The sequence below is a fragment of the Alkalimarinus alittae genome (assembly GCF_026016465.1).
Classification (GTDB): Bacteria; Pseudomonadota; Gammaproteobacteria; order Pseudomonadales; family Oleiphilaceae; genus Alkalimarinus; species Alkalimarinus alittae.
In genome coordinates, this window is sequence record NZ_CP100390.1 from 2,410,012 (window position 1) to 2,431,364 (window position 21,353).

The 21,353-nt window shown below is 41.7% G+C and carries 16 protein-coding genes; 6 read left to right on the forward strand and 10 right to left on the reverse strand.

Features of this window, described 5'->3' with window-relative positions; translation table 11 throughout:
• The first annotated feature begins 34 nt into the window (after positions 1-34).
• Positions 35-2,341 (forward strand): YgiQ family radical SAM protein, encoded by a 2,307-nt coding sequence (locus NKI27_RS10970; RefSeq protein WP_265046097.1) that lies wholly within the window; start codon positions 35-37, stop codon positions 2,339-2,341.
• A gap of 2 nt (positions 2,342-2,343) precedes the next feature.
• Here NKI27_RS10970 and NKI27_RS10975 read toward each other — a convergent pair whose 3' ends face one another.
• A complete protein-coding gene (locus NKI27_RS10975) occupies positions 2,344-3,210 on the reverse strand; it encodes a DHH family phosphoesterase (RefSeq protein WP_265046098.1) in 867 nt (288 codons plus the stop codon).
• A 415-nt stretch (positions 3,211-3,625) separates the two neighbouring features.
• Between NKI27_RS10975 and NKI27_RS10980 the strand changes: the two genes are divergently transcribed.
• The 4 genes from NKI27_RS10980 to NKI27_RS10995 all read left to right on the forward strand — a co-directional run bounded on the left by NKI27_RS10980 (position 3,626) and on the right by NKI27_RS10995 (position 7,774).
• Positions 3,626-4,039: a hypothetical protein gene (locus NKI27_RS10980; RefSeq protein ID WP_265046099.1), complete on the forward strand. Its 414-nt coding sequence runs from the start codon at positions 3,626-3,628 to the stop codon at positions 4,037-4,039.
• Between the two features lie 123 nt (positions 4,040-4,162).
• Positions 4,163-4,801, forward strand: a complete 639-nt coding sequence (locus tag NKI27_RS10985; RefSeq protein ID WP_265046100.1) for a hypothetical protein — start codon at positions 4,163-4,165, stop codon at positions 4,799-4,801.
• A 348-nt stretch (positions 4,802-5,149) separates the two neighbouring features.
• Positions 5,150-7,057 carry a putative bifunctional diguanylate cyclase/phosphodiesterase gene (locus tag NKI27_RS10990; RefSeq protein ID WP_265046101.1) on the forward strand — a complete coding sequence of 636 codons (1,908 nt, stop codon included), beginning with the start codon at positions 5,150-5,152 and terminating at the stop codon, positions 7,055-7,057.
• Positions 7,058-7,174: 117 nt separating this feature from the next.
• Positions 7,175-7,774: a hypothetical protein gene (locus NKI27_RS10995; protein ID WP_265046102.1), complete on the forward strand. Its 600-nt coding sequence runs from the start codon at positions 7,175-7,177 to the stop codon at positions 7,772-7,774.
• Between the two features lie 117 nt (positions 7,775-7,891).
• Here the strand turns inward: NKI27_RS10995 and NKI27_RS11000 are convergent, their stop codons facing one another.
• The 4 genes from NKI27_RS11000 to NKI27_RS11015 all read right to left on the reverse strand — a co-directional run bounded on the left by NKI27_RS11000 (position 7,892) and on the right by NKI27_RS11015 (position 9,869).
• Positions 7,892-8,191, reverse strand: coding sequence for a hypothetical protein (locus tag NKI27_RS11000; protein ID WP_265046103.1), 300 nt, complete (start codon positions 8,189-8,191; stop codon positions 7,892-7,894).
• Between the two features lie 192 nt (positions 8,192-8,383).
• The gene (locus NKI27_RS11005; protein WP_265046104.1) at positions 8,384-8,980 is read right to left on the reverse strand and encodes an SCO family protein; all 597 of its coding nucleotides are present in this window, start codon (positions 8,978-8,980) and stop codon (positions 8,384-8,386) included.
• 9 nt (positions 8,981-8,989) lie between these two features.
• Positions 8,990-9,394, reverse strand: coding sequence for a hypothetical protein (locus NKI27_RS11010; protein ID WP_265046105.1), 405 nt, complete (start codon positions 9,392-9,394; stop codon positions 8,990-8,992).
• A gap of 76 nt (positions 9,395-9,470) precedes the next feature.
• The gene (locus NKI27_RS11015; RefSeq protein ID WP_265046106.1) at positions 9,471-9,869 is read right to left on the reverse strand and encodes a PilZ domain-containing protein; all 399 of its coding nucleotides are present in this window, start codon (positions 9,867-9,869) and stop codon (positions 9,471-9,473) included.
• Between the two features lie 347 nt (positions 9,870-10,216).
• Here NKI27_RS11015 and NKI27_RS11020 point away from each other — a divergent pair, with 347 nt between their 5' ends.
• On the forward strand, positions 10,217-10,642 hold the full coding sequence (locus NKI27_RS11020; RefSeq protein WP_265046107.1) for a response regulator: 426 nt from the start codon (positions 10,217-10,219) through the stop codon (positions 10,640-10,642).
• Positions 10,643-10,696: 54 nt separating this feature from the next.
• On the opposite strand, the gene NKI27_RS11025 is transcribed toward NKI27_RS11020, so the two are convergent.
• The 5 genes from NKI27_RS11025 to recC all read right to left on the reverse strand — a co-directional run bounded on the left by NKI27_RS11025 (position 10,697) and on the right by recC (position 21,327).
• Complete coding sequence (locus tag NKI27_RS11025; protein ID WP_265046108.1) at positions 10,697-11,248, reverse strand: helix-turn-helix domain-containing protein; 552 nt, start codon at positions 11,246-11,248, stop codon at positions 10,697-10,699.
• Between the two features lie 214 nt (positions 11,249-11,462).
• The gene (locus NKI27_RS11030) at positions 11,463-12,581 is read right to left on the reverse strand and encodes a helix-turn-helix transcriptional regulator (RefSeq protein ID WP_265046109.1); all 1,119 of its coding nucleotides are present in this window, start codon (positions 12,579-12,581) and stop codon (positions 11,463-11,465) included.
• Between the two features lie 13 nt (positions 12,582-12,594).
• The gene (recD, locus tag NKI27_RS11035; protein WP_265046110.1) at positions 12,595-14,445 is read right to left on the reverse strand and encodes an exodeoxyribonuclease V subunit alpha; all 1,851 of its coding nucleotides are present in this window, start codon (positions 14,443-14,445) and stop codon (positions 12,595-12,597) included.
• On the reverse strand, positions 14,438-17,971 hold the full coding sequence (gene recB / locus NKI27_RS11040; protein WP_265046111.1) for an exodeoxyribonuclease V subunit beta: 3,534 nt from the start codon (positions 17,969-17,971) through the stop codon (positions 14,438-14,440). Before recB ends, recD begins: the two co-directional genes overlap by 8 nt.
• Positions 17,968-21,327, reverse strand: a complete 3,360-nt coding sequence (recC, locus tag NKI27_RS11045) for an exodeoxyribonuclease V subunit gamma (protein WP_265046112.1) — start codon at positions 21,325-21,327, stop codon at positions 17,968-17,970. The genes recB and recC overlap by 4 nt, the downstream gene beginning before the upstream one ends.
• Positions 21,328-21,353 lie beyond the last annotated feature (26 nt).

Here is a 21,353-nt window from a genome sequence, read left to right on the forward strand (position 1 = left end):
GCTCAACTCTTACTATTTCAGGTTATCCCTCATTATGCATGCATCAAAGTCACTATTTTCTTATCCCAAATACTGGGCTGAGTGTTATGGAACGGCGCCTTTTTTACCGATGTCTCGTGCTGAAATGGATGAACTCGGCTGGGATAGTTGCGACATTATCATTATTAGCGGTGACGCTTACGTCGATCACCCTAGTTTTGGTATGGCTGTTGTTGGCCGCTTACTTGAGGCACAAGGTTTTAGGGTCGGCATCATTGCCCAACCAGACTGGTCAAGCAAAGATGAGTTTATGAAGTTGGGTAAGCCTAATCTGTATTTTGCCGTTTCAGCAGGCAATATGGACTCAATGATCAACCGCTACACCTCTGACCTTAAAATTCGACATGATGATGCCTACACCCCTAACAACGAGGGCGGCAAAAGACCTGACCGTGCGGTCATTGTTTATACTCAGCGATGTAAAGAAGCCTATAAAGACAGACCTGTGCTTATTGGTGGCATTGAAGCAAGCCTACGACGCATAGCGCATTATGATTATTGGTCAGACAAAGTGCGTCGTTCTGTTTTACAACATTCAAAAGCAGACTTACTATTTTACGGCAACGCTGAAAGAGCACTAGTAGAAGTGAGCCACCGCATTGCAAACGGCGAAGATATAAAAAGCATCACAAATGTTCGCGGTACGGCAGTAATGCTATCTTCGCTACCTACTGACTGGGAAGAAAAAGACTCCACACGCGTAGACAAACCTGGCAAAGCATTCGTTAAAGATAACCCCTATAACGTTCCCGGTTATAGTGATGGTGCACCATCTTGCAGTACAGGCGAAGAAGATACCAACGACAGCACCTCAGAGGATAAACACACAAGCGTTGTTAGAATTTTAGCGCCTGAAGGGACAAAGAAAACCTACATTAAACTACCCTCCTTTGAAAAAGTAAGTAAAGACCCCGTGCTGTACGCTCACACCTCTCGCGTATTGCACCTAGAAACCAACCCATCAAATGCATTCACACTTGTACAACCCCATGGTGAGCGCTTTGTATGGCTTAATCCGCCCCCTATACCATTATCTACCGATGAGCTTGATAACGTATTTGAGCAAGCATTTAAGCGAGTGCCTCATCCAAGCTATGGTGATGCAATAATTCCTGCTTATGACATGATTCGTTTCTCAGTCAATATAATGCGTGGTTGTTTTGGTGGTTGCTCATTCTGTTCTATTACAGAACATGAAGGCCGCATCATTCAAAACCGCTCTGAAGACTCGATTGTGAGAGAAATAGAAGCCATTCGCGATACAACGCCAGGCTTTACAGGTACGATCTCAGACTTAGGTGGTCCAACGGCTAACATGTATCAACTTGCCTGTAAAAGTGATGAAATTCAGGCAGGATGCAGGCGGTTAAGTTGTGTGTACCCAACGATCTGCTCCAACCTTATTACTGACCACTCACCGACTACCCAGCTGTATCGACGTGCACGCAAAATTAAAGGCATCAAACGCATTATGGTCGCCTCTGGTTTACGCTATGACCTTGCGGTTGAAGACCCTGAGTACATTAAAGAGCTAGTGACTCACCATGTAGGTGGGTATTTAAAAATCGCACCTGAACATACCGAAGACGCGCCGCTCTCTAAAATGATGAAGCCCGGCATGGGCACTTACAATCGCTTTAAAGAGTTGTTTGACAAGTTTTCTAAAGAAGCAGGCAAGCAGCAGTTTTTGATTCCATACTTTATTTCAGCACACCCAGGCACGACCGATGAAGACATGATGAACTTGGCTATCTGGCTTAAATCAAATGGATTTAAAGCAGATCAAGTGCAAAACTTTTACCCTTCACCAATGGCCAATGCGACCACTATGTACCACACAGGTCGTGACCCACTACATCGCTTAGATTACAAGTCAAAGGCGATGAACGTTCCTAAAGGTGCTAGACAACGTAAACTTCATAAAGCGTTCTTACGTTATCATGACCCTGCTAACTGGCCGATTTTAAGAGAAGCACTTACCCGAATGGGCAAATCGCACCTTATCGGAAATGGCGAAAAACACTTAGTGCCTGCAACTCAACCAAGAGACAGTGCAAAGCCGTATGCTGGAAGAAATCGAGCGGACAATGCAAAAAGAAACACAGGTTCAAAATTAGGCGCCAAGCCCGGTCAAAGCAGAGCGAGACAACCTAAGCAAGGCGAAATACTAACGCAACACACTGGCTTACCACCAAGAGAAACCTCTGACTCTCGCACTAAAGGTGCTGCCAATACAAACAGCAGCCCCTATAGCCGTAAAAGATCAAAACCGAAAGTGAACAAAAAGCCAAGTAGACGATAGCGTTACTTTTCAGGTATCACTACAAATACTTGCTCTGTGATCGCGGTAGCAAACCCTGCGGCGTTCGGATGACCACCCCCACCGAATGCTGCAGCAATATCAGCCACATTAAGCCCTTCTTTGGTTGATCGTAGCGACCACCCTCTCTTATCGACTTTGTCACTATAACTGGCGGCAAATGGATGACCTGCTGCTAACTCCCCTAGCAGTTCACTCGTGATTACATTTGGGCAACTTACGATAGGCACGGTATAGCCCGCAATTTTTCCAAATACGGCTTTTTTCTTATAGTTCTCAATCATCTTATTTCTAAAACGATTAATCGCTCGCCCTTCAATAATCAGTGTATTTAAGTGATCTGGGCTTTGAGTAAACTCATCCCAAAGTTCAAATTCGTAAGGATAAGACATCAGTGCAGCATTAACATGTTTGCTATCAGGAATGCGGAATTGCCACAAATCTCTATCTTGGATATGCGCTAATAACGGTGGAACGGGTTCTTCATGAAAGTACTCCCACGTAATGACAGCCCCAGAACGGCCCATATCGAACACAACGGTTAAATTGCTATATTGTTCATCAAGCCCATCTAAGTCTTTTTGCGCACTAATATGATGATCAAGTATGACGACCTTATTTGCTTGCTCACAAATAACGCTTAAGATATCCCGTTTATATGAAAAATCTACAATATAAACATCTCGACCTTTGACGTCTGCATTTAGAGTATCGCCATGGCCTGCACCAACATATTCAGCATCAACACCCTTCTGCTTTTTAAAATAGCTATACGCGGCGTAAGCGCTCCCAAAACCATCTAAACAACCTGTACCGTGATAAATCACAAGTGGCGTTAAATTATGTGTCATGTTGTACCCCCAATAAAGTTATACCACTATTATGAATTGTTCGTATTTAAATGCCAGAGATAGACGGTTTATTTAAATTATGATGATTAAACAACGTTAAAAAGACACACCATAACAATATTTAATCATAAATATCATAACCTTAACAAACATTTAGAGAATTAACATTAAAACCAAATTCAGCACACTATAAACACACCCAGTGCCGTAGATTCATACGCAAAAAGATACCAAATTAAACAAGAAGAAACCCTTATAGAAGCAATTTAACGCTAAACTGACAACATTACTAATAACTAAAAATTGCATTAAGAATCCGCAACAATCTAATGAAATACTTGCAATTTTTATAACAAAGCTTAGAATTTGATCAGGCATTTTAAACAGCGAACAACATTTGAAGGAACAATAAATTTTGACAGCGATTTGGGATACGACTCAGCTAAACGCTCAAATACCCGACCTAACAATTCGTGTTAAAGTTCGCCGTGGTTTTTTAAAAAGCGAGTGGGTTGATGTTAAAACCTTCTCCCTAAACAACACCCATTGCATCATCAAAACAGACGAACTGTTTGCGCTGGATAGCAAAATTACTATTTCTTTAAGCCTAAGTTTAGAGCCTACCGACCTCGTTATTGATTCATTAACGGTAACGGTAAAAAAACAGAAAAAAGAGTGTAGCTGCTTCTTCTATGAGCTAGAACTTAATAGCGACGCCGCAAAAGGCGCCACTGTAATTGATTCACCTATAAACCGCATGGTCGAATTGGTTAATAAAAAAATAAAAATAAGCAATAAAGTTCTCGTTCTTTCTCAAGCGGCCCTTTAATTTCTAGTAAAAACCTCCCCTAACTTGATACAAGTTAACAATTTTAATGCTTAATCATGCGTCAATTTAAATTAGTGTTAAACTGTAATGACTTGCTACTTTTCTTAATGGGAGAATACTAGGATGGCAAAAAACGATAAGTTAGGCATCGACAAAATCATTAACCGCATTAATCAAGAGTTCGAAAAAACGTCTTCTCACTTCGACAAGTTAGTGAGTGATGCCCAAAAACAATTTGATACTCTTCAAGGACAAATTCAAGACCCCATTAAGAAACTAATGGAAGACATGGACGCAGTCAGAGAACGCGAACTAAAACGTTTTCATAGCGAGTTCGATCGAAGAGTAGAAGAGTTTACTGAACTTCAAAATAATATTTTAGAGAAGCTTGGCGTTAACGCAAAAGCAGATAACAAACCGACCAAAGCAGCCACCAAAAACAAAACAGCTTCAACGACGACCACAACCAAAAAAACACCGGCTAAATCAACAACCAAAGCTGCAGAAAAAAAACCCGCCGCAAAGAAAGCCCCCCCCCAAAAAACTGCTGCTAAGAAACCTGCAGCAAAAAAAACGACGGCGACTAAAAAACCAGCCACTGCCAAAACGACTACAGCTAAACCTGCAGCCAAAAAGCCTGCAGCCAAGAAAACAACGGCTAAGAAACCCGCAGCCAAAAAGCCTGCAGCTAAAAAACCAGCCGCTCAAAAGTCTGCTGCAACAAAACCTGCCTCCAAAAAAACAGATGCAAATAAACCATAACGACCTATGCATGACAGAGTTAAATTGTCTGCAGTAACAATATTAAAATGCCACCTTTAAGGTGGCATTTTTTATGCCTACTCCCCGTCTAACTTTTTAAATGAAATGTAAAATCTATAACACATTTTCCAACATGTATATCAATGTAAAAACCCCTTTACAATGGCACTCTCATACAGCGTTTTGTAACACGACCAGCTCATCAGTAACGTTTCAACCACATAAAGCTACCATTCTGTTACAACGCTTTAATACCCTGTGAATTACTATTTATAGACTCTCTCAACTGATTCACGGGTATATTATTTGTGACCAAGTAGAGCCCTTTTGTTAATAGGTACTCGATTAGTGCTAAAACGCTTAATCAAACAATTTGCTGTTTCTGGAGCTTTAATCTCCCTTTCAGTTGCTGTTGTGAGCTTGACCGGCTCAGGCCTAATTGCGGGAGATAATACGATAGGTTTTAAGCTTGTCGCTTCAGCCTTTATAGCCGTATTGTTTGGCGTTATTTGCTTGGTATTAATACGTCTTAATCTAACACTTCAACAAACCATCGCTCAAAGAGAAGAATCAGAACTCTCACTTGTAAAATTAAGCAGCGCCGTGACAAATAGTGGCGCATCAATCGCTATTACCGACACCAAAGGGATTATCGAATACATTAATGATAAGTTCTGTGAGCTAACAGGCTACGAGCAAAGCGATACTATTGGCCGGTCGATTGATCTTATTGGATTAACCCAATTCCCCAACGGTGAAGAAGTACCCACTTGGGATATGAATTGTCTCAAAGATAATTGGAAAGGTGACCTGCTCAGCCACAAAAAAGATGGCTCTCATTTTTGGTGTACGACAACCATCTCGGCCGTTTACGATAAAAATAACGAGATATCCAATTACATAGTATCGGGCATCGATATAACAGAGCTTAAAGAAGCCAGTAGTGCAATGAAGCAACTGGCATTATTCGATGTATTAACAGGACTTGCAAATCGACGCCTCTTTATAGATCGAATGGGGCAATCTATTGCGGCTTCTCAGCGACGCCAAAATATAGCAGCATTATTATTTCTAGATCTCGACCAATTTAAACGTATCAACGATACCCTTGGACACGACGCGGGCGATGAGCTTCTGCTTATCGTTGCTGAACGACTAAAATCTTGCGTAAGAGCCCAAGATACTGTTGCTCGCTTGGGCGGAGATGAGTTCACAATATTATTAAATGATATCAATGATATCCAATCGATCAGTCATATCGCTAACCAAATCTTAAAAGAGCTTAAAGAACCGATAATGCTGGGTAAGCATGAGGTGATTATATCAACGAGTATCGGTATCACACTCACACCTAACGATAGCCAAGAAGTCGATTCATTAATGAAGAATGCCGACCTGGCCTTATATCAAGCGAAAGAGCGAGGTAGAGACTGCTACTATTTCTTTACAGAAGAACTCAATACCAAAGCGCTTAAGTTACTTCATATTGAACAAGAGCTTCGCCACGCGCTACAGATGGATGAATTCTCATTAGTCTATCAACCTCAGGTTTGTCTCAAAACAGGCTCAATATCAAGCATTGAAGCGCTGATTCGATGGAATCACCCTGAACGAGGATTGGTTGCTCCTGATGAATTTATAAGTATTGCCGAAGAAACAGGGCTAATTGTTCAAATTGGTGAATGGGTATTAAAGAACGCATGCATGCAAACTCAAATGCTGCAACAACTCACCGGCCAAAGCATTAAGGTTGCCGTAAACTTATCATCAAGACAGTTTTCTGATCCAAATTTAGAGCAAGTCATTGCTGATGTCATTGAAGAAACAGACCTTAATCCAAAGTACCTAGAAATTGAAGTCACCGAAAGCATGCTAATGAACAACATCGATAAGGTTATCGAGCAGCTAAACCGAATTAAATCGACAGGTTCGACCATCACGATAGATGATTTTGGTTCAGGGTATTCCTCATTGAGTTATTTGAAAAGGTTGCCCGTTGACATACTAAAGGTTGATCGAGAATTCGTAAGAGATATCCCTGAAGACCTTAATGATATGGAAATCACCTCCGCCATTATAGCCATTGCGCATAAACTTAACTTAAAGGTGATTGCAGAAGGGGTCGAGAATATAGATCAACGTGACTTTCTGGTTATTAATAAATGTGATTACGCTCAAGGCTACTACTTTAGCAAACCCCTCACCTTTGAAGACCTCTATCGTTTTTTTACAGCAGAGCAACTTAAGTCAGCATAGGCTATTGTTATTTTTTTGTGAACAGTAAGTCATACTTCTTGCCGAAAGCATCACGTTACATTTTGAAACATTTGGTATAATAGTCTCACAATCACTAGCAGTATGGATAACATGGAAATGATTTCATTATTGATTCACGCATCAGAGCTGACGCTCTTGGGTCTTCTAGCCTATTTAGCCTATCAGGTCGCTACACTATTTAACAACCAACAGATAGCAGTATCCGACAACACTGTAGAGCCAACCAGCCCTAAGTTAAAGTTAAATGCTATCAACCACCCCCTAAGTGCCAACCAAAACCTACATCGCCGTAACTCCAGAGTTGAAAGCATTACCAGTTCTCAGATATTTACAGGCATTCAATTATTTGAAATAAAGCGCAACGGTATCAACCCTCTATCACCAGCTCAAGAATGGATTGGCAGCGGGATTAGCTATTACTTACTGGGTGCAGCAAACGCAATAACCGAGCATTTTGATTGTACAGGCACCGATAAAGATGACGTGATGAGATATTTGCTCACTAAGAACCTTAGTTACAGCGAAGAGCTTGCAGATAGATTTATCTCAAACCTCTACCACTCAGACGAGCAAGCCGTAGAAAAGAATGCGTACACAGCGGGTATAGATGCAGCAAGAACGTGGTTATCAAAAAAGTTTATCCCCGAAGAGCACTCACTTTTAAACAACTTGAACTCACTTGGATTTGTTGCTTAATCCATTGAGCGGTATTGCTAGTTTTAGCTATTCAGTGCTAGCCGCCAAAAAATACAGGCAATAAAAAAGGGTTTGATTAAAACCCTTTTCCAATTTAATTCTAGATATGAATAAGCGCTATGCGACTAAATCCCATCGCTTACCTATCTGAATAACACCACCCCCGACAGGGTTGAAATCACTATCCAGTAGAACACCTGACACCTGCGGCTTACTCCACTCTCCCTCTTCATTGCGAACCATAGAATCAAGGTCAACAGCCTTAACTAAATAAACAGACTCGTCACAAGCAACTTTAGAGCGGTGCGATATACCATATACAAACCGGCAATAATCGAGTTTTAGCTGCTGAAGATCTCTTTCGGCTTTATTGATTTTTCTAACAAGAACCCCTCTAAGACTCTCCGTATAATCCATTACCGCAACCTCACAATGACAACGTACAAATGACAACTTAATTCAAAATAAACTACGCAATATTTGCAATTAAACGTATATCAACGGCTCTAGAGCGCCAATAAACGATCACATGACAAATGTGAAATAATGTTACACGGATAAAATATCAAATAACAGGGAGTAACGCACAGTATGACTGTAGGAATGAGGTTAATGCACTTTACGGATCATTTCTGCCAACGTTTTACTGCTAACATTGTGATCTAAAACATAAGTTAATACGCCGTCTTGGTCTATCACGAAAAAGTTGGCCGAATGATCAACGGTATAACCCGTAGAAGACTCTTCAGAATTCACTTTTTTATAATAGACACCATACTGTTTGGCCACCGCTGCTAATTCAGAAGCTGTACCATTCAACCCTATTATTCTGGCATCAAAAAATGGAAGATATTCATTTAAGCGCTGTTCAGTGTCCCGCTCAGGGTCCAACGTAATAAACAGGACGTTAATATCATCTGCTTGATCGCCAAGTTTTCGCAATGCAGATTTAATCACCGATAACCCTGTTGGGCATACATCAGGGCAAGACGTAAAACCAAAGTAAAGTAAAACCACTTTCCCCTTCACGTCTGAAAGTTCAAATTTAGTTTCCCCTCCAGTCATTTTAAAGTCGCCGCCCGTTAAAAAAGCAGCTTTTAGCTTTGACGGATCCTGGTCGTCGCTATTGTAAATCTCTAGCCCACTCCAAACACCCGCAAATAAAATAGCTAACAACAATATCGGTATTAATAATTTTAATTTCATAGGTTTATGTCAGTGTTTTGATTTAATGTTAAAAACTAAGCGCTCTGTTTCAAGCCCTTGAAGAGTTACCGAGAACAACCATGCCATCTCGGCATCAACAGTACAAACGGGAATGGTAATAACACCTTTCCAGTGACCTTTACCGCCAGATTGAGTAAGCTCAGACTGGTTTAGCCCCATATACATATCTTTGCCATCTAGGCTGACAAATGAGCGCGTAATATTAGGGTTATTCGTGGTCAACGTAACCGTCAGTGGTATTAATGCTTTAAAGTTATTAGGTGTAACTGAAAGGGTTAGTTCACCGTAAGTTAAAGACTGGTAAGTGCATTCACCTTTATTTAAAAGGCAGCTTACATGGGATACCACATTATCGTCTAGATGAGATGGATTGTTAATCAACTGGGGCAGCATCAAAACAACACCAAGAACTACAATCAAAAGAACAATGATTAACAGGTGCTTAATATTAAAGATAAACCACCTCTAACTACATGCCATCAAGGCGTGCTTTTATCTGATCATGCTTTTTTAAGACCTGCTCAATATGTTCTAAGTCAGTCTTAACCTGCCCCTTGCTAATACTCTTTGACTTATAATCAAACTCAATACCATAGTTAAATCGACTATGGTGTTTTTCTCGATACCTCACAATTCCGGGAATTATCTCAACCTCTACAGCGCCCACCTCCATCTCCAATGAAATAGTTAACTGAACAGTATTATTAAGTTCAAACACTTCATCGGTCTGAATACCCATACCGTATTTACTATAATCAAATGGGACAATATTGACCCACTCACTCGAGAACAGCCCTCTACGAACTTTTACTTTAGAGTTAAATTTTAACCACGGTAATCGAGGCTTTTGGCGACGCTCATCTGTCATAATTTAGTTTCAAGTAACAAGGGGTTAGATACGGAAATTATTAAATATATAGTAAATATAGCTCTATTTGACCGACTAAGCACTCTGAATCCCGAATCAATCACTTAAATCGCGTAATTAACAAGCAAAAACACGACAACCAGAACAACTAAATCGTTTAAAGCGCATCATCCTTGCTGCATTTCTAAATAACTACATCACTATACATATTTAAAGGCTAGTGTTTAGTTAGCCGAACTGATGTAAGACAATAGCAATGAACAAATACCCTGTAATAATACACAATCAATTGAGTTATAATTTATGAATTGTTAACTGGTTCCTTTTATTTTAATCCGGCAGGCATTATGGCTATAGGTAAACACTCTCATATAATTTTGGTTGAAGATAACCCGGATGATGAACTTCTGACCATTAGAGAGCTAAAAAACAGTGGTTTTAACGGCAAAGTTACAAGCTTTTCTGATGGAGAAGAGGCTTACAACTACTTAACACACCCGAAAAAACAACCGACACTCATTATACTTGACGTCAAACTACCCAAGCTGAGTGGTATAGAAATTTTACGAAAAGTAAGGTCACAAAAAGAATTCCTGATGACTCCCGTTGTTATCTTTTCTTCCTGTGATGAACCTTGCCTTGTAGAAGAAGCATACACATTGGGTGCAAACTCATATGTAATCAAAGAAGACCATTTTCTCCAAAGCGCTGATCAGTTAGCAGGCCTTGTGCACTATTGGACTAAGATACATAAGCCCATTTCAGCTGTTTAATTAATTATATACGTTACAATGCCTGTCAATGGATCGATAGGCCTATCTATTGACTTAATCTGTTAGCCTACTCTGCTCTTCTTCACGATAATTTAGCGCTTCTAACTGCCGCTGCTTTTCTTCGTCACGCTGTTGCTGGTCTTCTATTACTATCTGCTGATGACGACGCGCTTCTTTATCAAATATGTCTTTGAACTGTTTTCTGCTTTCTTGCCATACTTTATTTTGAGCCTCTATTACTTCATCCCTAAGAACCATTGAATACTTAATAAAGTAGAGGTAGTCGGAATTTAAGCGATAACGGGTATAAAACAACTTTATAAATTCTCGATGCTCTGGCGCAACACTCAACTCCCACTCTTTAATACCGTTCATCAGGTATTGAGGTGATACACCTAAAATCTCACATAACTTATTAAACTTTATAAGATCGTTGGGTAACGCTTTATCTTCAGGATCTTCCCAACGGGCAATTGTATTTCTATCGACCTGAATTAAGCGGGCAACATGCATCTTCGATAGCTTTCGACCGTTTTTTTCCCTTGCTGCTCTCAACCTAAGCGCAAAGTCTTTTTTAATCACAGGAAACTGGGTTTTGTATTTCATTATTCTTCTTATGCCTAGCGCTCATTAAGAATGCTTTTTCTCATATTTATGAGAATTAGTAAAACCACACTGCTACATTGAAGTAGCACTTTCCAATAAAAAACAAAAAATGCTACTTCAATGTAGCAGTTATTTTTTAATATAGAAAAAATATTACTGAAAATGGTGCTTAGAACTAGCACAGTTATACTTATCTGGCAGGTTGGAAAGACTATTATTTACCCGTATAGTTCTCTGATAATGCCTTCAGTTCTGAAATAATGTCATTACGGATAACGCTAGGTTTAATAACCGTTGCCACTCGCCCTAATCCCATAATCCAATTTTTAAGTTGCACGGTTCGCTTCACACTGGCCGTCAACTCATAAATAGACGGGCTTATTTTTACTAAGCTTTGATCGTGACTGATGGGGTTTTCAGCTAAGTCTGCCATTAAATTAGTGGGCTCAAAAATGTTAAACCGTAATACCAATTGATAAAGCGCTTTATCTTGGTAGTCGATCATGACATCCATATTCCCTTCATCAAGATATGTCGCTAAGTTAAAGCGATCAGGGACGTTCGATGAATAGGTGGCCACTTCAATTTGATCAATTTTATGAATAAGAAAGTGTCTATATTCATTAGGCTTATTAATATCCTCGTGCTTTTTTGCAACTAAATAAAGCTTAGGTAAAAGAATCACAACACCGAATGGGTGAACCCGATAGGCTTTACCTCGGTAGTGTATATTTAACTGTTTCTCTTTTAAGATCGCCCTATAAATAGTATCAAGCACTGTAATATCATAATTAGCCGCTTGCAGTCGTTGCCCTCGCTGATAAAACTCGACAGAATCTTTTAACCGGCCAAATTGTTGAGGTGACACTTTTGAGGCTTCTTTTTGCAATTTAGAATCTGCATCTTTAAAGAAGCGCGCCATCTCCGTCAGTGTGTTTTTGGGCATAATGCCTGACAGGTGCTTTTGCGTCATGGCGAACGACAACGCGAGATAGGTCGGCATTTTCTCAAAGTCGTAGGCTAGCGTAGAGTAAGGGTCTAGCGACCACAGCAGGCTTTTTCCGCTTCCTCGTTCCGCCTCTAGTCCAAATTCATTATCCCCCTCGTCTTTCAATACATCATTGGCACCATAAAGAAAGTTAAGGTCTCTTTGTATGGTTCTTCTAATAGCCGAGTAATTAGAGTCCGATAGGCTTTCTAGCGTGTCCGCCGAGCCATAACTCTCAAAATAATCACTACTTAGGAGGTGGTTAAGAATCTCGTCTGTAGACTTTTGAACACGAGAAGCACGTAAATAATCGAGAATGGCTAGCCGCCTTATAAACGTCTTCATCTACCCCTCAAAATCAAAACAAATCAATCTGTGGTTTATCGCGGTAGAGCTTGTCGAATAAACCTGAGTTTCGGCTAACCCGTTTTTTAATACTTTTACTCCAAACATGCTTGGTACAGTTAATTTCTAACCCGTTTTTTGCACGAGTGACGCCGGTATAAATAAGCTCTCGACTGAGAATCGGTGAATGATACTCTGGCAATACGATTGCAATGCGGTTAAATTCAGAGCCTTGCGTCTTGTGTATCGTCATTGCGTAAACCAATTCGAAAGAAGGCAGTCGACTTAAACTTAACCAACGAACCTCACCATCTCCCACAGGAAAAGCCGCTTGAAGCCGATCTTCGTGTCGCCAGATAATACCAATATCACCGTTGAATAAGCCCGTTTCATAGCTATTTTCATTTATCATGATAGGACAACCATGATAATAAAGCGTATGGATAGGTACACTGAGGTGTCGTTTGATAGCACGATCTATCGCTATATTAATAGCGTCTACTCCACGCTCACCGCCCCGTGTTGCGGCCAAAAAACGAAAGCCCGAGAATTGCTGAAGGGCCACGTTTACGTCTTTCGGTTGACTAACAGGGAAGTAATACGACTCAGCCAGCTGCTTTAGCCAACCATTAAAATCACCTTGCGGCGTCAACGAGAGCTCATCACTCACTTCATTCAGCAGTGTCCAACTGGCCTTTATGTCACCAGTGATAATGGTTTTTGCAAGCTGCCCTATTCCGCCATCATCTTTAAACCGATAACTTTTAGTCAGTTTAGTCAGATGATCCACTGAAGTTTGTGTCGTGACAGGTATAGAGTAACCCGTTAGGGCGTTCAACAGCGCCGCATTAGACTTGCTATAACCTGGGTGTGGATCAGGTGCGATATCTGCTAAGACGCTGCCTGCCGCGACTGAAGGTAGTTGGTTTGAATCTCCTAATAAAATTACCCTTGCATGCTCTGGCAATGCTCGAAATAAACGCGCCATCAAAGGTAAATCAACCATTGAGGCTTCATCCACGAGCAGAATATCGAGGCTTAATCGGTTTGATTCGTTAAATCTAAACTGGTGATGACGAGGTATAACCCCTAATAAACGGTGTATGGTCATCGCTTCATCTGGCACTGACGACCATACCTGTTCTGAAAACTCATGCTGGCGTTGTAGTTGGGCTTTTGCGTTACCAATAGACTCGGTTAAACGCTGAGCGGCCTTACCTGTTGGGGCCACCATTTTAATGATAAACGGTTCATCAAAAACTTCGCATAGCGCCACCAACAACTTCGTCACCGTCGTGGTTTTTCCCGTTCCCGGGCCACCTGTCACAATACAAAACTGTTTACCGAGTGCGTTAGCAACACTTACTTTTTGCCAATCAATATCCGCTGAGTGAGTCGAACTGCTGTCATGGCCAAATAACTGAGCCAAGGCATGGCTTGCGCGTGAATGATCAAACGATACTTCATGGCTATATTTTTTAATGGCATTAACCACTTCATCTTCAAAGTGCCAATATCGACGCAAATAAAGTCGCCCACATTCATATACGATTGGGTGGGTCGACGCAGGCGCAATCGATAACAAACTGAGGTGTTGCTCCCAGTCGACCACAGATGGGAACTGATAACCGCCAGTGCGAATATCATCTTCTGTTACCTGCTCCCACTGCGTTGTTTCAGCCCACTCGGCTAGCTGTAAACAACTATGGCCCTCTCTCAGTGCCTGACTACACGCTAGTACTGAAAAGAACAATAACTCATCGTCTGCCCTGTTCATCACATCGGCGAGAGATTTCGCTAAGAAGTAATCAATTTCTTTAACACCTGAATAAGTAGAAATAAAATCGCCATAACGGTTATGCATTATTATCTCCAAATAGCTCATCCAGTCTGTTTAGTAGTTCTGTCTCTATACTTGAGAAATAGACGCCTGCTTGTCCGTTAACCCCCATACCTCTTAGATAGAGATAATAAACACCACCAAAATGAGTTTCGGGTGTGTAATCTTCAATTCTTTGTTTTAGGTATCGATGAAGGGCTAAACAATAGATCAGATATTGAAGATCGTAGAAGTTATCTTGAATGTTTTGAGATAGATGTTCGTGATCGTAGCAACCATACTCATCCCCCAAATACGTCGACTTGTAATCAGCTATATAATATTTACCCCGCCATTCGAATACGAGGTCGATAAACCCATGCATCATGCCTTTTAACTGCACACCTTCAGGTAACTGAGGAAACGTTTTAGTCTGTCGATGATGCTGTAATACACCACTCAGCGCTTTCCGGGTAGTGGCATGGATAGGAAAGTAAAACTCAACTTCTCGTAGGGTTTTATTCAGTGCTAATTCACTCAGCGATAGACCGTCTGATAATTCGGCAGCAAGGCATTCGTCAAGCCAGTTAATCAACGCATTTATCTGGTCATCTTCAAGTTTACCAAAACGAATCAGTGGTTTTTTGAGCGCGTCAGTCCATAAAGGTTTCTGAAAGTCGACCACCTCTAAGGTATCGTGAAGCAGGTTACCTGCCGCAGCGCCTTTTTTTAGGGTAAACCTTAAATCGAGCTTTTGTTTTACCTCGACCACATCTGAACGTTCGGTATTATCCCGATCAGGTTCTGCCATCACGCCATGCTTAAGGTTACGCGTAATAGCTGAAAACGAACTTATCCACCAATCATCTTCAATATTTCGCGTCATTCGTTGAACGGTGACGGGTTGCTGATCTTCACGTTTTGCGTTAACTAACGCGTCATCATAAAGCGCCGTTGTTGTGTCAATACGTTCACTATCATCGTCTAATGTTTCGGTTACATCGACCACTTCTGCACTTAAAGGCGTGTCATTCACTGTAGCCATAATCGCGCCTAAAAGGTCATCGTCTTTATTAAGCCCAAGCATTAAGCCGAGCGGTGAACGCTGGTAATCTGAGAATGGCGTAGCCCCTAAGTAGCATGCGTATTTTGCTCTGGTTACAGCAACATACAGCAGTCGGACATCTTCGGCTGCTCGCTCCCTCTCGGCTATTTGCTGAATGTCAGAGTCAGCCCCTACAAACACCTTAGGCGCTTTAGTTGTTTCATCATGGTAGGTGTAATAGGCCGGTTTATTACTACCGCCTTTTGATCGAGTGGCAAAAGGTATAAACACCACGGGGTATTCCAACCCTTTTGAACCATGCAGGGTGACAATTTGAATTAGATTATCGTCACTTTCAAGCCTCAACTCAGATGCGCTATCGCTTGCTGGGTTTTCAATTTTATCCCTTAGCCAACTGACTAACTCCCAAGGCTGGCGGTGTTTTTGACTCGCCGTCTGTAATAGCTCTAATAAATGCAATGTGTTGGTTAGCGCCCGCTCGTGTCGTTGCAACTCGGGTTTGAAGCTGTGATGTATCAGTTTAAACAGGGTTGCCATCAACCCCTTCCGCACCCAACTAGCTCTTGAATCGACAAACCGGGTTCGATGATATTCCCAGAATAATTCATCTTCTTGAAGTTTATAAAGTTGCTGACTATCAAATCCACAGAGTCGAGTAGAGAGCGCAGCAATCAACATTCGATCATCTTCTGCTAATAGCATTCCCATAAGCACCGAGAGTAGTTCTGATGCCTCACTACTCAAGAATACATTTTCACGATTACTTAGATAAACCGATGAACAGCCATGGTTAGAAAGTGCCGCTTGGATCTCTTCTGCCTCGATACGATCTCGAACCAGAACTGAGATATCTCGCTCTTCAATTACCTCACCGGAGGCGGTCTTTTTAGTGGTTAATAACTGCTTAATTTCACTTGCACACCAATCGGCTATAACCGCCCTAAATTGTTGATTATTAGCCCCCTTTCCGTAGTTTTTATCTTCAGGAAAATAGATATACTTCAGCGGTTTACCAAATACTGTTGATAAATTACTTTCATCAGCCTTAGTAGAAGATTTAACCGGTATATAGCCTATACCGTAATTAAACACATGCGTGGTTTGCTCAACGCTCGCTTGATCATCTCCTGAGGGAATGGCCTGCCCATAAAATAGACGGTTATAGCCTTCTATTACACGAGATGAAGAGCGCCAATTAGTATCCATATACCATTGACTATCAGCATGATCGCGGGCGGTAAGGTACGCAAATACATCCCCGCCTCTAAACCCATATATGGCTTGTTTTGGATCGCCAATCATATATAACGCACTCGGTGTAATGGATGTAAGGCCTGCTCGGTTATAAATATTATTAAAGATTGCGTATTGACTGGGGTCTGTATCTTGAAACTCATCCACTAAAGCCACGGGATATTGATTCACCAAGTGATGGGCTAATGCGTCACCAACTTCGCCAGTTAACGCGTGTAGAAGAGAGGTTACGAGATCATCAAAATCCATTAACGCAGAACGTTTTTTTCGCTCTATGATATTCAAGGTAATGGCATTTAGTGCTTCGGTCACGATTGCATCGGCCCGAGCACGCCCTATTTCGTCAGCAATTTTTACGGCTTGTTGCTTTAGATCTTTTAAGGGACCAAAAAGCGCATTTAACTCAGTTTTAACCTCATCGGGTTTTCTCGAAAAGCGTTTACCATCAAACACCGACCCGGCAGATTTTGGCATTGGGTCTAACTCAGTCGACGTCAGCCAAGCCATTAGCTCGCTATACTCGTCTTGTCTTTTCACTTTATCTTTGTGACTATCAATCAATTCAGCAAATATGACGCCTGAATGTTGTTCGATAAGCCGACAAGCGTCCGCTTTTTTAGTAAGAAAAGTCTGCTTTACCTTTTCAGGGTTACTCCCTTCAATCGAAAGCTCTTTACCCAGCAACGACCGAAATGTATCAGTGAACGCCTCTGGTGTTGAGTAATATCGAGTAACATCTAAATAATCTTCAGGGGTTTCATCTAATCGCCGGAACCAATCCCTAACCGCTTCAAGTTTTAACGCGTTACTATCCACTTCCATTTCAAGGTCAAACGGCAATCCACTTTCAAAGGCATTCTGAGATAATACCCGCTTGCAAAACCCATGAATGGTAAAAATAGAGGCTTCATCAAGATCACCAATGGCCGTTCGTAAAATGATATTGGCCTCTTCATGAGAAACAATAGACTCAAGGCTTTGATAAAACTCATCTGCTGAATCTCGCTTCCCCCACTTGGCCAAGGTATCTCTGAGTTCAGAATCAATTCGCCCTTTCAATTCCTCAGTCGCTGCCTTGGTAAACGTGACCACCAATAGGTTTTGTACCTTTAATTTACGCTCTAAGAGTAACCTGAGATAAATGCGCGTGATATTAAATGTTTTACCTGTTCCCGCACTGGCTTCAATCAGGTGAATACCTTCAAGGGGGATTTTATGCGCATCTAGCGTTAAGACAGAATCTTGGCTCACGGTTGATGCTCCTGTAATGAATCAAACAAGGGACTATAAAGGTCAACGATTGCTTGCTCCCATATACCAGGCCATTCAGGTTTTTGCTGCCAAAACCATTGTATGTAGGCATCGTACGAAAGCCCTCGTTGATTAAAGCTATCGCACCAAATACCATCAAAGTCAGAAGCCGCGAATACTTTGCCTGCCCGTCGCTTTTCAAAAATTTTTCTTGCCAATTCTGCATTGATCAATCGAGGGGAAATAAGCCCCTCTTCTCGCTCTGCCAGCCATTTTTCAAGCTCTGCTTGGGGGTCTTCAATCAAGCCAAATTCAAGTATTTGGTAACCTTCATTTTTTTGATCACGGTATAAACCTTTAGTGGATTCTATCAATGGAAAATCTCCCCGCTGAGAAGCCAGCGAGACTAAAAGATGAAACAACCGCATCCGCACTAAATCTTTACCTTTAGGGTCAGCAGGCCGCCAGAATATAACGGTTGAACCGCTTAACCAACAAGTGCCAGAAATTTGGTAGTCTCCAATCACCACCGATATACTTATTCGCTCCATCGGTTGGTCTATCATGTTTTTTAGTGCTGCTGAGAAAACCTCTGCCTGCGCTTTCCATTCAGCCAATTCTAACGCCGTACGGGGTGTATCAGGCAGATTCCCCCTAAGCAACTCGTGGTGAATTCGCTGATCTAAATCGTCTCCATCAATACTGCTATCAATAAGCTCCGACTGGATAATATAGCGATCTAAAAAGTTAGTTGTAAATGGCTCTGCGTCCTCAGGCATTTCAGCGACTGCGGCATTGAGATAGAGTTTCAATCGCTCTATCCCCATCGCCCGTGACGGGTTATCAAAAAATGAAACCAGTCGCTCTACATCAATCGCTATCAACGCGTCATCGTCTGTTGATACGTCACCTTCAACCTGCTTTGCATTAGCTGCTTCAGCAGGTTGTGACTTATAAGGTATGGGCGTTAAATTATCACGGGGCTCACGCCCATCCCCTAGCGATAGCCAACTGCCGTTAAAGCCAAAGAATGGCGACTGATAGTTTTTATGACTAAAAGGTTGAAGCGGATGACGCTGTATTTGCTTATTGGAATTCCAACCGTAACCCGCGTCTAGGTAATCTATAAGCTCTTTAACTAAGAGTGATGGTTGTCGTTCTTGGTTATTTTTAATATCACTGCCCTGATAACTTAAGTAGAGCTTATCGCGTGCAGATATTAGCGCCTCAAGAAAAAGATAACGATCATCCCCCCTACGCGACCTATCACCTAAACGTGGCGGTGATTCAGCAAGTAAGTCAAACCCCATGGGTTGTCGTTGACGAGGGAAGTCACCATCGTTTAAGCCTAAAATGGCAATAATTTTAAACGGTACGCTTCGCATCGGAATCATAGAGCAAAAAGTAATTTGCCCGGTCATAAAGCTTTGACCTTGTTGCGGCTGACTAAAGCAGTTGTTTAAGTAAGCAGAGACGACTGGTAACGATAATTTTCCACTAAAGTTGGCTGCAACCGCATTTTCTACCAGGGTATTAATCGCTTTAATAATAATTTGATAACCGCTGGCATCTTCGCCTGCCTCTTCAAACGTGCTTTCTATCAAACGGATCAAAAAGTGTTGCCAATCAGCAGGCGTTCGCTCTTGTGTCAGTTGCTTTGCATAATATTGGAGATTTTCTATCAACCCCAATAGCCTTCCGAGTTTATCAGCGTAGCTCCCCTCAACCCAAGGCAGTGTTAGCATCTGAATGCCATCAGCCCCTTCATAGATTTGCTCACTGTCGGCTTGCGCAAAGCCGATAATGAGGCGATCTAATCCTTGTTTCCAAGTAAACCGTTCATTACTACGCTTAACACCAGTAAACCCCGCTTTATGCTCTCGGTCTAAGCCCCAATGAATAGCCGCAACAGATAGCCAGTGGGTATAAAGCTCAACATCTGAAGGCTCTAAGCCAAACCGGCTTTGTACCGCAGGTATGCGTAAATACCCCAGAATTTGACTCACCTGAAAGCGGCTATCCGGTAATGTTAATAGCTCAATAAATGCCTGAATAACTGGTTCTAAATCATTAAGCGTTCGATCAGCAATTGAGCATGGCAGCTGTGGATCGACTTCAGTATCAAATGATCGCCCTCGTTTAAATACTGAGTCGATATAGGGTGCATAGTTTTCTACTTGAGGACTCATCACCAGCACATCTTTAGGGGTCAGCGTGCTGTCGTGCTTAAACTGCATCAACAGCCAATCATGTAGCACCTGTATTTCTCGTAGTGCGCTATGTGCAGAGGCGACGACGATACTTGAGTCGCCTTCTTCAGGTTGCTCACTGGCGCTATCTGGCTGTTTAGTGCGCTTATCAGACAAAGTAAGAATGTCATCCTGCACACGTTGTAATAACGTATCGCGACCTGCGCTATAAAATAGTGGTATTTCTGTATCTGTACGATCGCATAACAGCTTTAAACATTCTTGACCTTGTTGACCAAGATTCGCCAGTAAGGGATTACCGATTTCATCGAAAATCGCAGATAAAGGCTGCCCTTTTTCAAGCCACTTGGCACGCTCGCGAATGAGCGTTTTTTCACTTCTTATATCACCCCAATATTCATCAGAGGGATTAAGCATAAAAAAATGAACATCCGTATAGGATGCAATAACCTTAATAAAGTCCATCCATACCGGAGGCAACGCGTTAATGCCAAAAATAAATATACGTTTTGGTAATGGCTGAGAACTTGTTGCTAATTTTGCGATGGCTTTTTCTATTAAAGATAACGGAGGATCCCCTAGGCGCTTATGTAAATGTGTCCATAGCGTGCCTTGCCAGTGATGAGCTATAAGGTCACTTGCATTAGCCTCACTAGCCGCACGCCCACCGTCCGACGCCCACAATGATATCCACTCAGGTCGATAAATTAAATATTGTTCAAAAAGGTCAGCTAACTCTCTTGATAACTGAAAGCGCTTTAACGCGTCCTCTTTCTGATTCGCTGCATCAAACCAGTAATGATTAGCCTCAGCACAGCTAGGATCATTAAAAAACGAATCAGCCCCTAGTGACTCATAAATAGCCCAAATAAGGATTTCACGGCTATAGGGTGTTTTATCAGGTAAGGATTCGTCCGCTAAAATGGTATTAATTAATCCCCAGAAAAAGTTACCCGGTAGCGGATAACGGGTATTCATTACGACCCCTCTACGGCTGGCTAACTCAAGCGATAGCCAGTGATGCATACCCTGGTTTTGCACAACAACAGTATCTTCAGACAAAGGGTCATCAGAAGGGATTTCTAATAATCGACTTAACAATGTCACCAGGTCTTCCATTCGGTTACCTGGGTAGAAATTCAACATACAGAATCCTTCTTATTATGCAAAAG

What these genes read in the sequence shown, in the direction of transcription:
- NKI27_RS10970 (WP_265046097.1), top strand. Translation starts at nt 35, where the DNA reads ATGCATGCATCAAAGTCACTATTTTCTTATCCCAAATACTGGGCTGAG.
- NKI27_RS10975 (WP_265046098.1), bottom strand. Translation starts at nt 3,210, where the DNA reads ATGACACATAATTTAACGCCACTTGTGATTTATCACGGTACAGGTTGT.
- NKI27_RS10985 (WP_265046100.1), top strand. Translation starts at nt 4,163, where the DNA reads ATGGCAAAAAACGATAAGTTAGGCATCGACAAAATCATTAACCGCATT.
- NKI27_RS10995 (WP_265046102.1), top strand. Translation starts at nt 7,175, where the DNA reads ATGATTTCATTATTGATTCACGCATCAGAGCTGACGCTCTTGGGTCTT.
- NKI27_RS11000 (WP_265046103.1), bottom strand. Translation starts at nt 8,191, where the DNA reads ATGGATTATACGGAGAGTCTTAGAGGGGTTCTTGTTAGAAAAATCAAT.
- NKI27_RS11005 (WP_265046104.1), bottom strand. Translation starts at nt 8,980, where the DNA reads ATGAAATTAAAATTATTAATACCGATATTGTTGTTAGCTATTTTATTT.
- NKI27_RS11010 (WP_265046105.1), bottom strand. Translation starts at nt 9,394, where the DNA reads ATGCTGCCCCAGTTGATTAACAATCCATCTCATCTAGACGATAATGTG.
- NKI27_RS11015 (WP_265046106.1), bottom strand. Translation starts at nt 9,869, where the DNA reads ATGACAGATGAGCGTCGCCAAAAGCCTCGATTACCGTGGTTAAAATTT.
- NKI27_RS11020 (WP_265046107.1), top strand. Translation starts at nt 10,217, where the DNA reads ATGGCTATAGGTAAACACTCTCATATAATTTTGGTTGAAGATAACCCG.
- NKI27_RS11025 (WP_265046108.1), bottom strand. Translation starts at nt 11,248, where the DNA reads ATGAAATACAAAACCCAGTTTCCTGTGATTAAAAAAGACTTTGCGCTT.
- NKI27_RS11030 (WP_265046109.1), bottom strand. Translation starts at nt 12,581, where the DNA reads ATGAAGACGTTTATAAGGCGGCTAGCCATTCTCGATTATTTACGTGCT.
- recD (WP_265046110.1), bottom strand. Translation starts at nt 14,445, where the DNA reads ATGCATAACCGTTATGGCGATTTTATTTCTACTTATTCAGGTGTTAAA.
- recC (WP_265046112.1), bottom strand. Translation starts at nt 21,327, where the DNA reads ATGTTGAATTTCTACCCAGGTAACCGAATGGAAGACCTGGTGACATTG.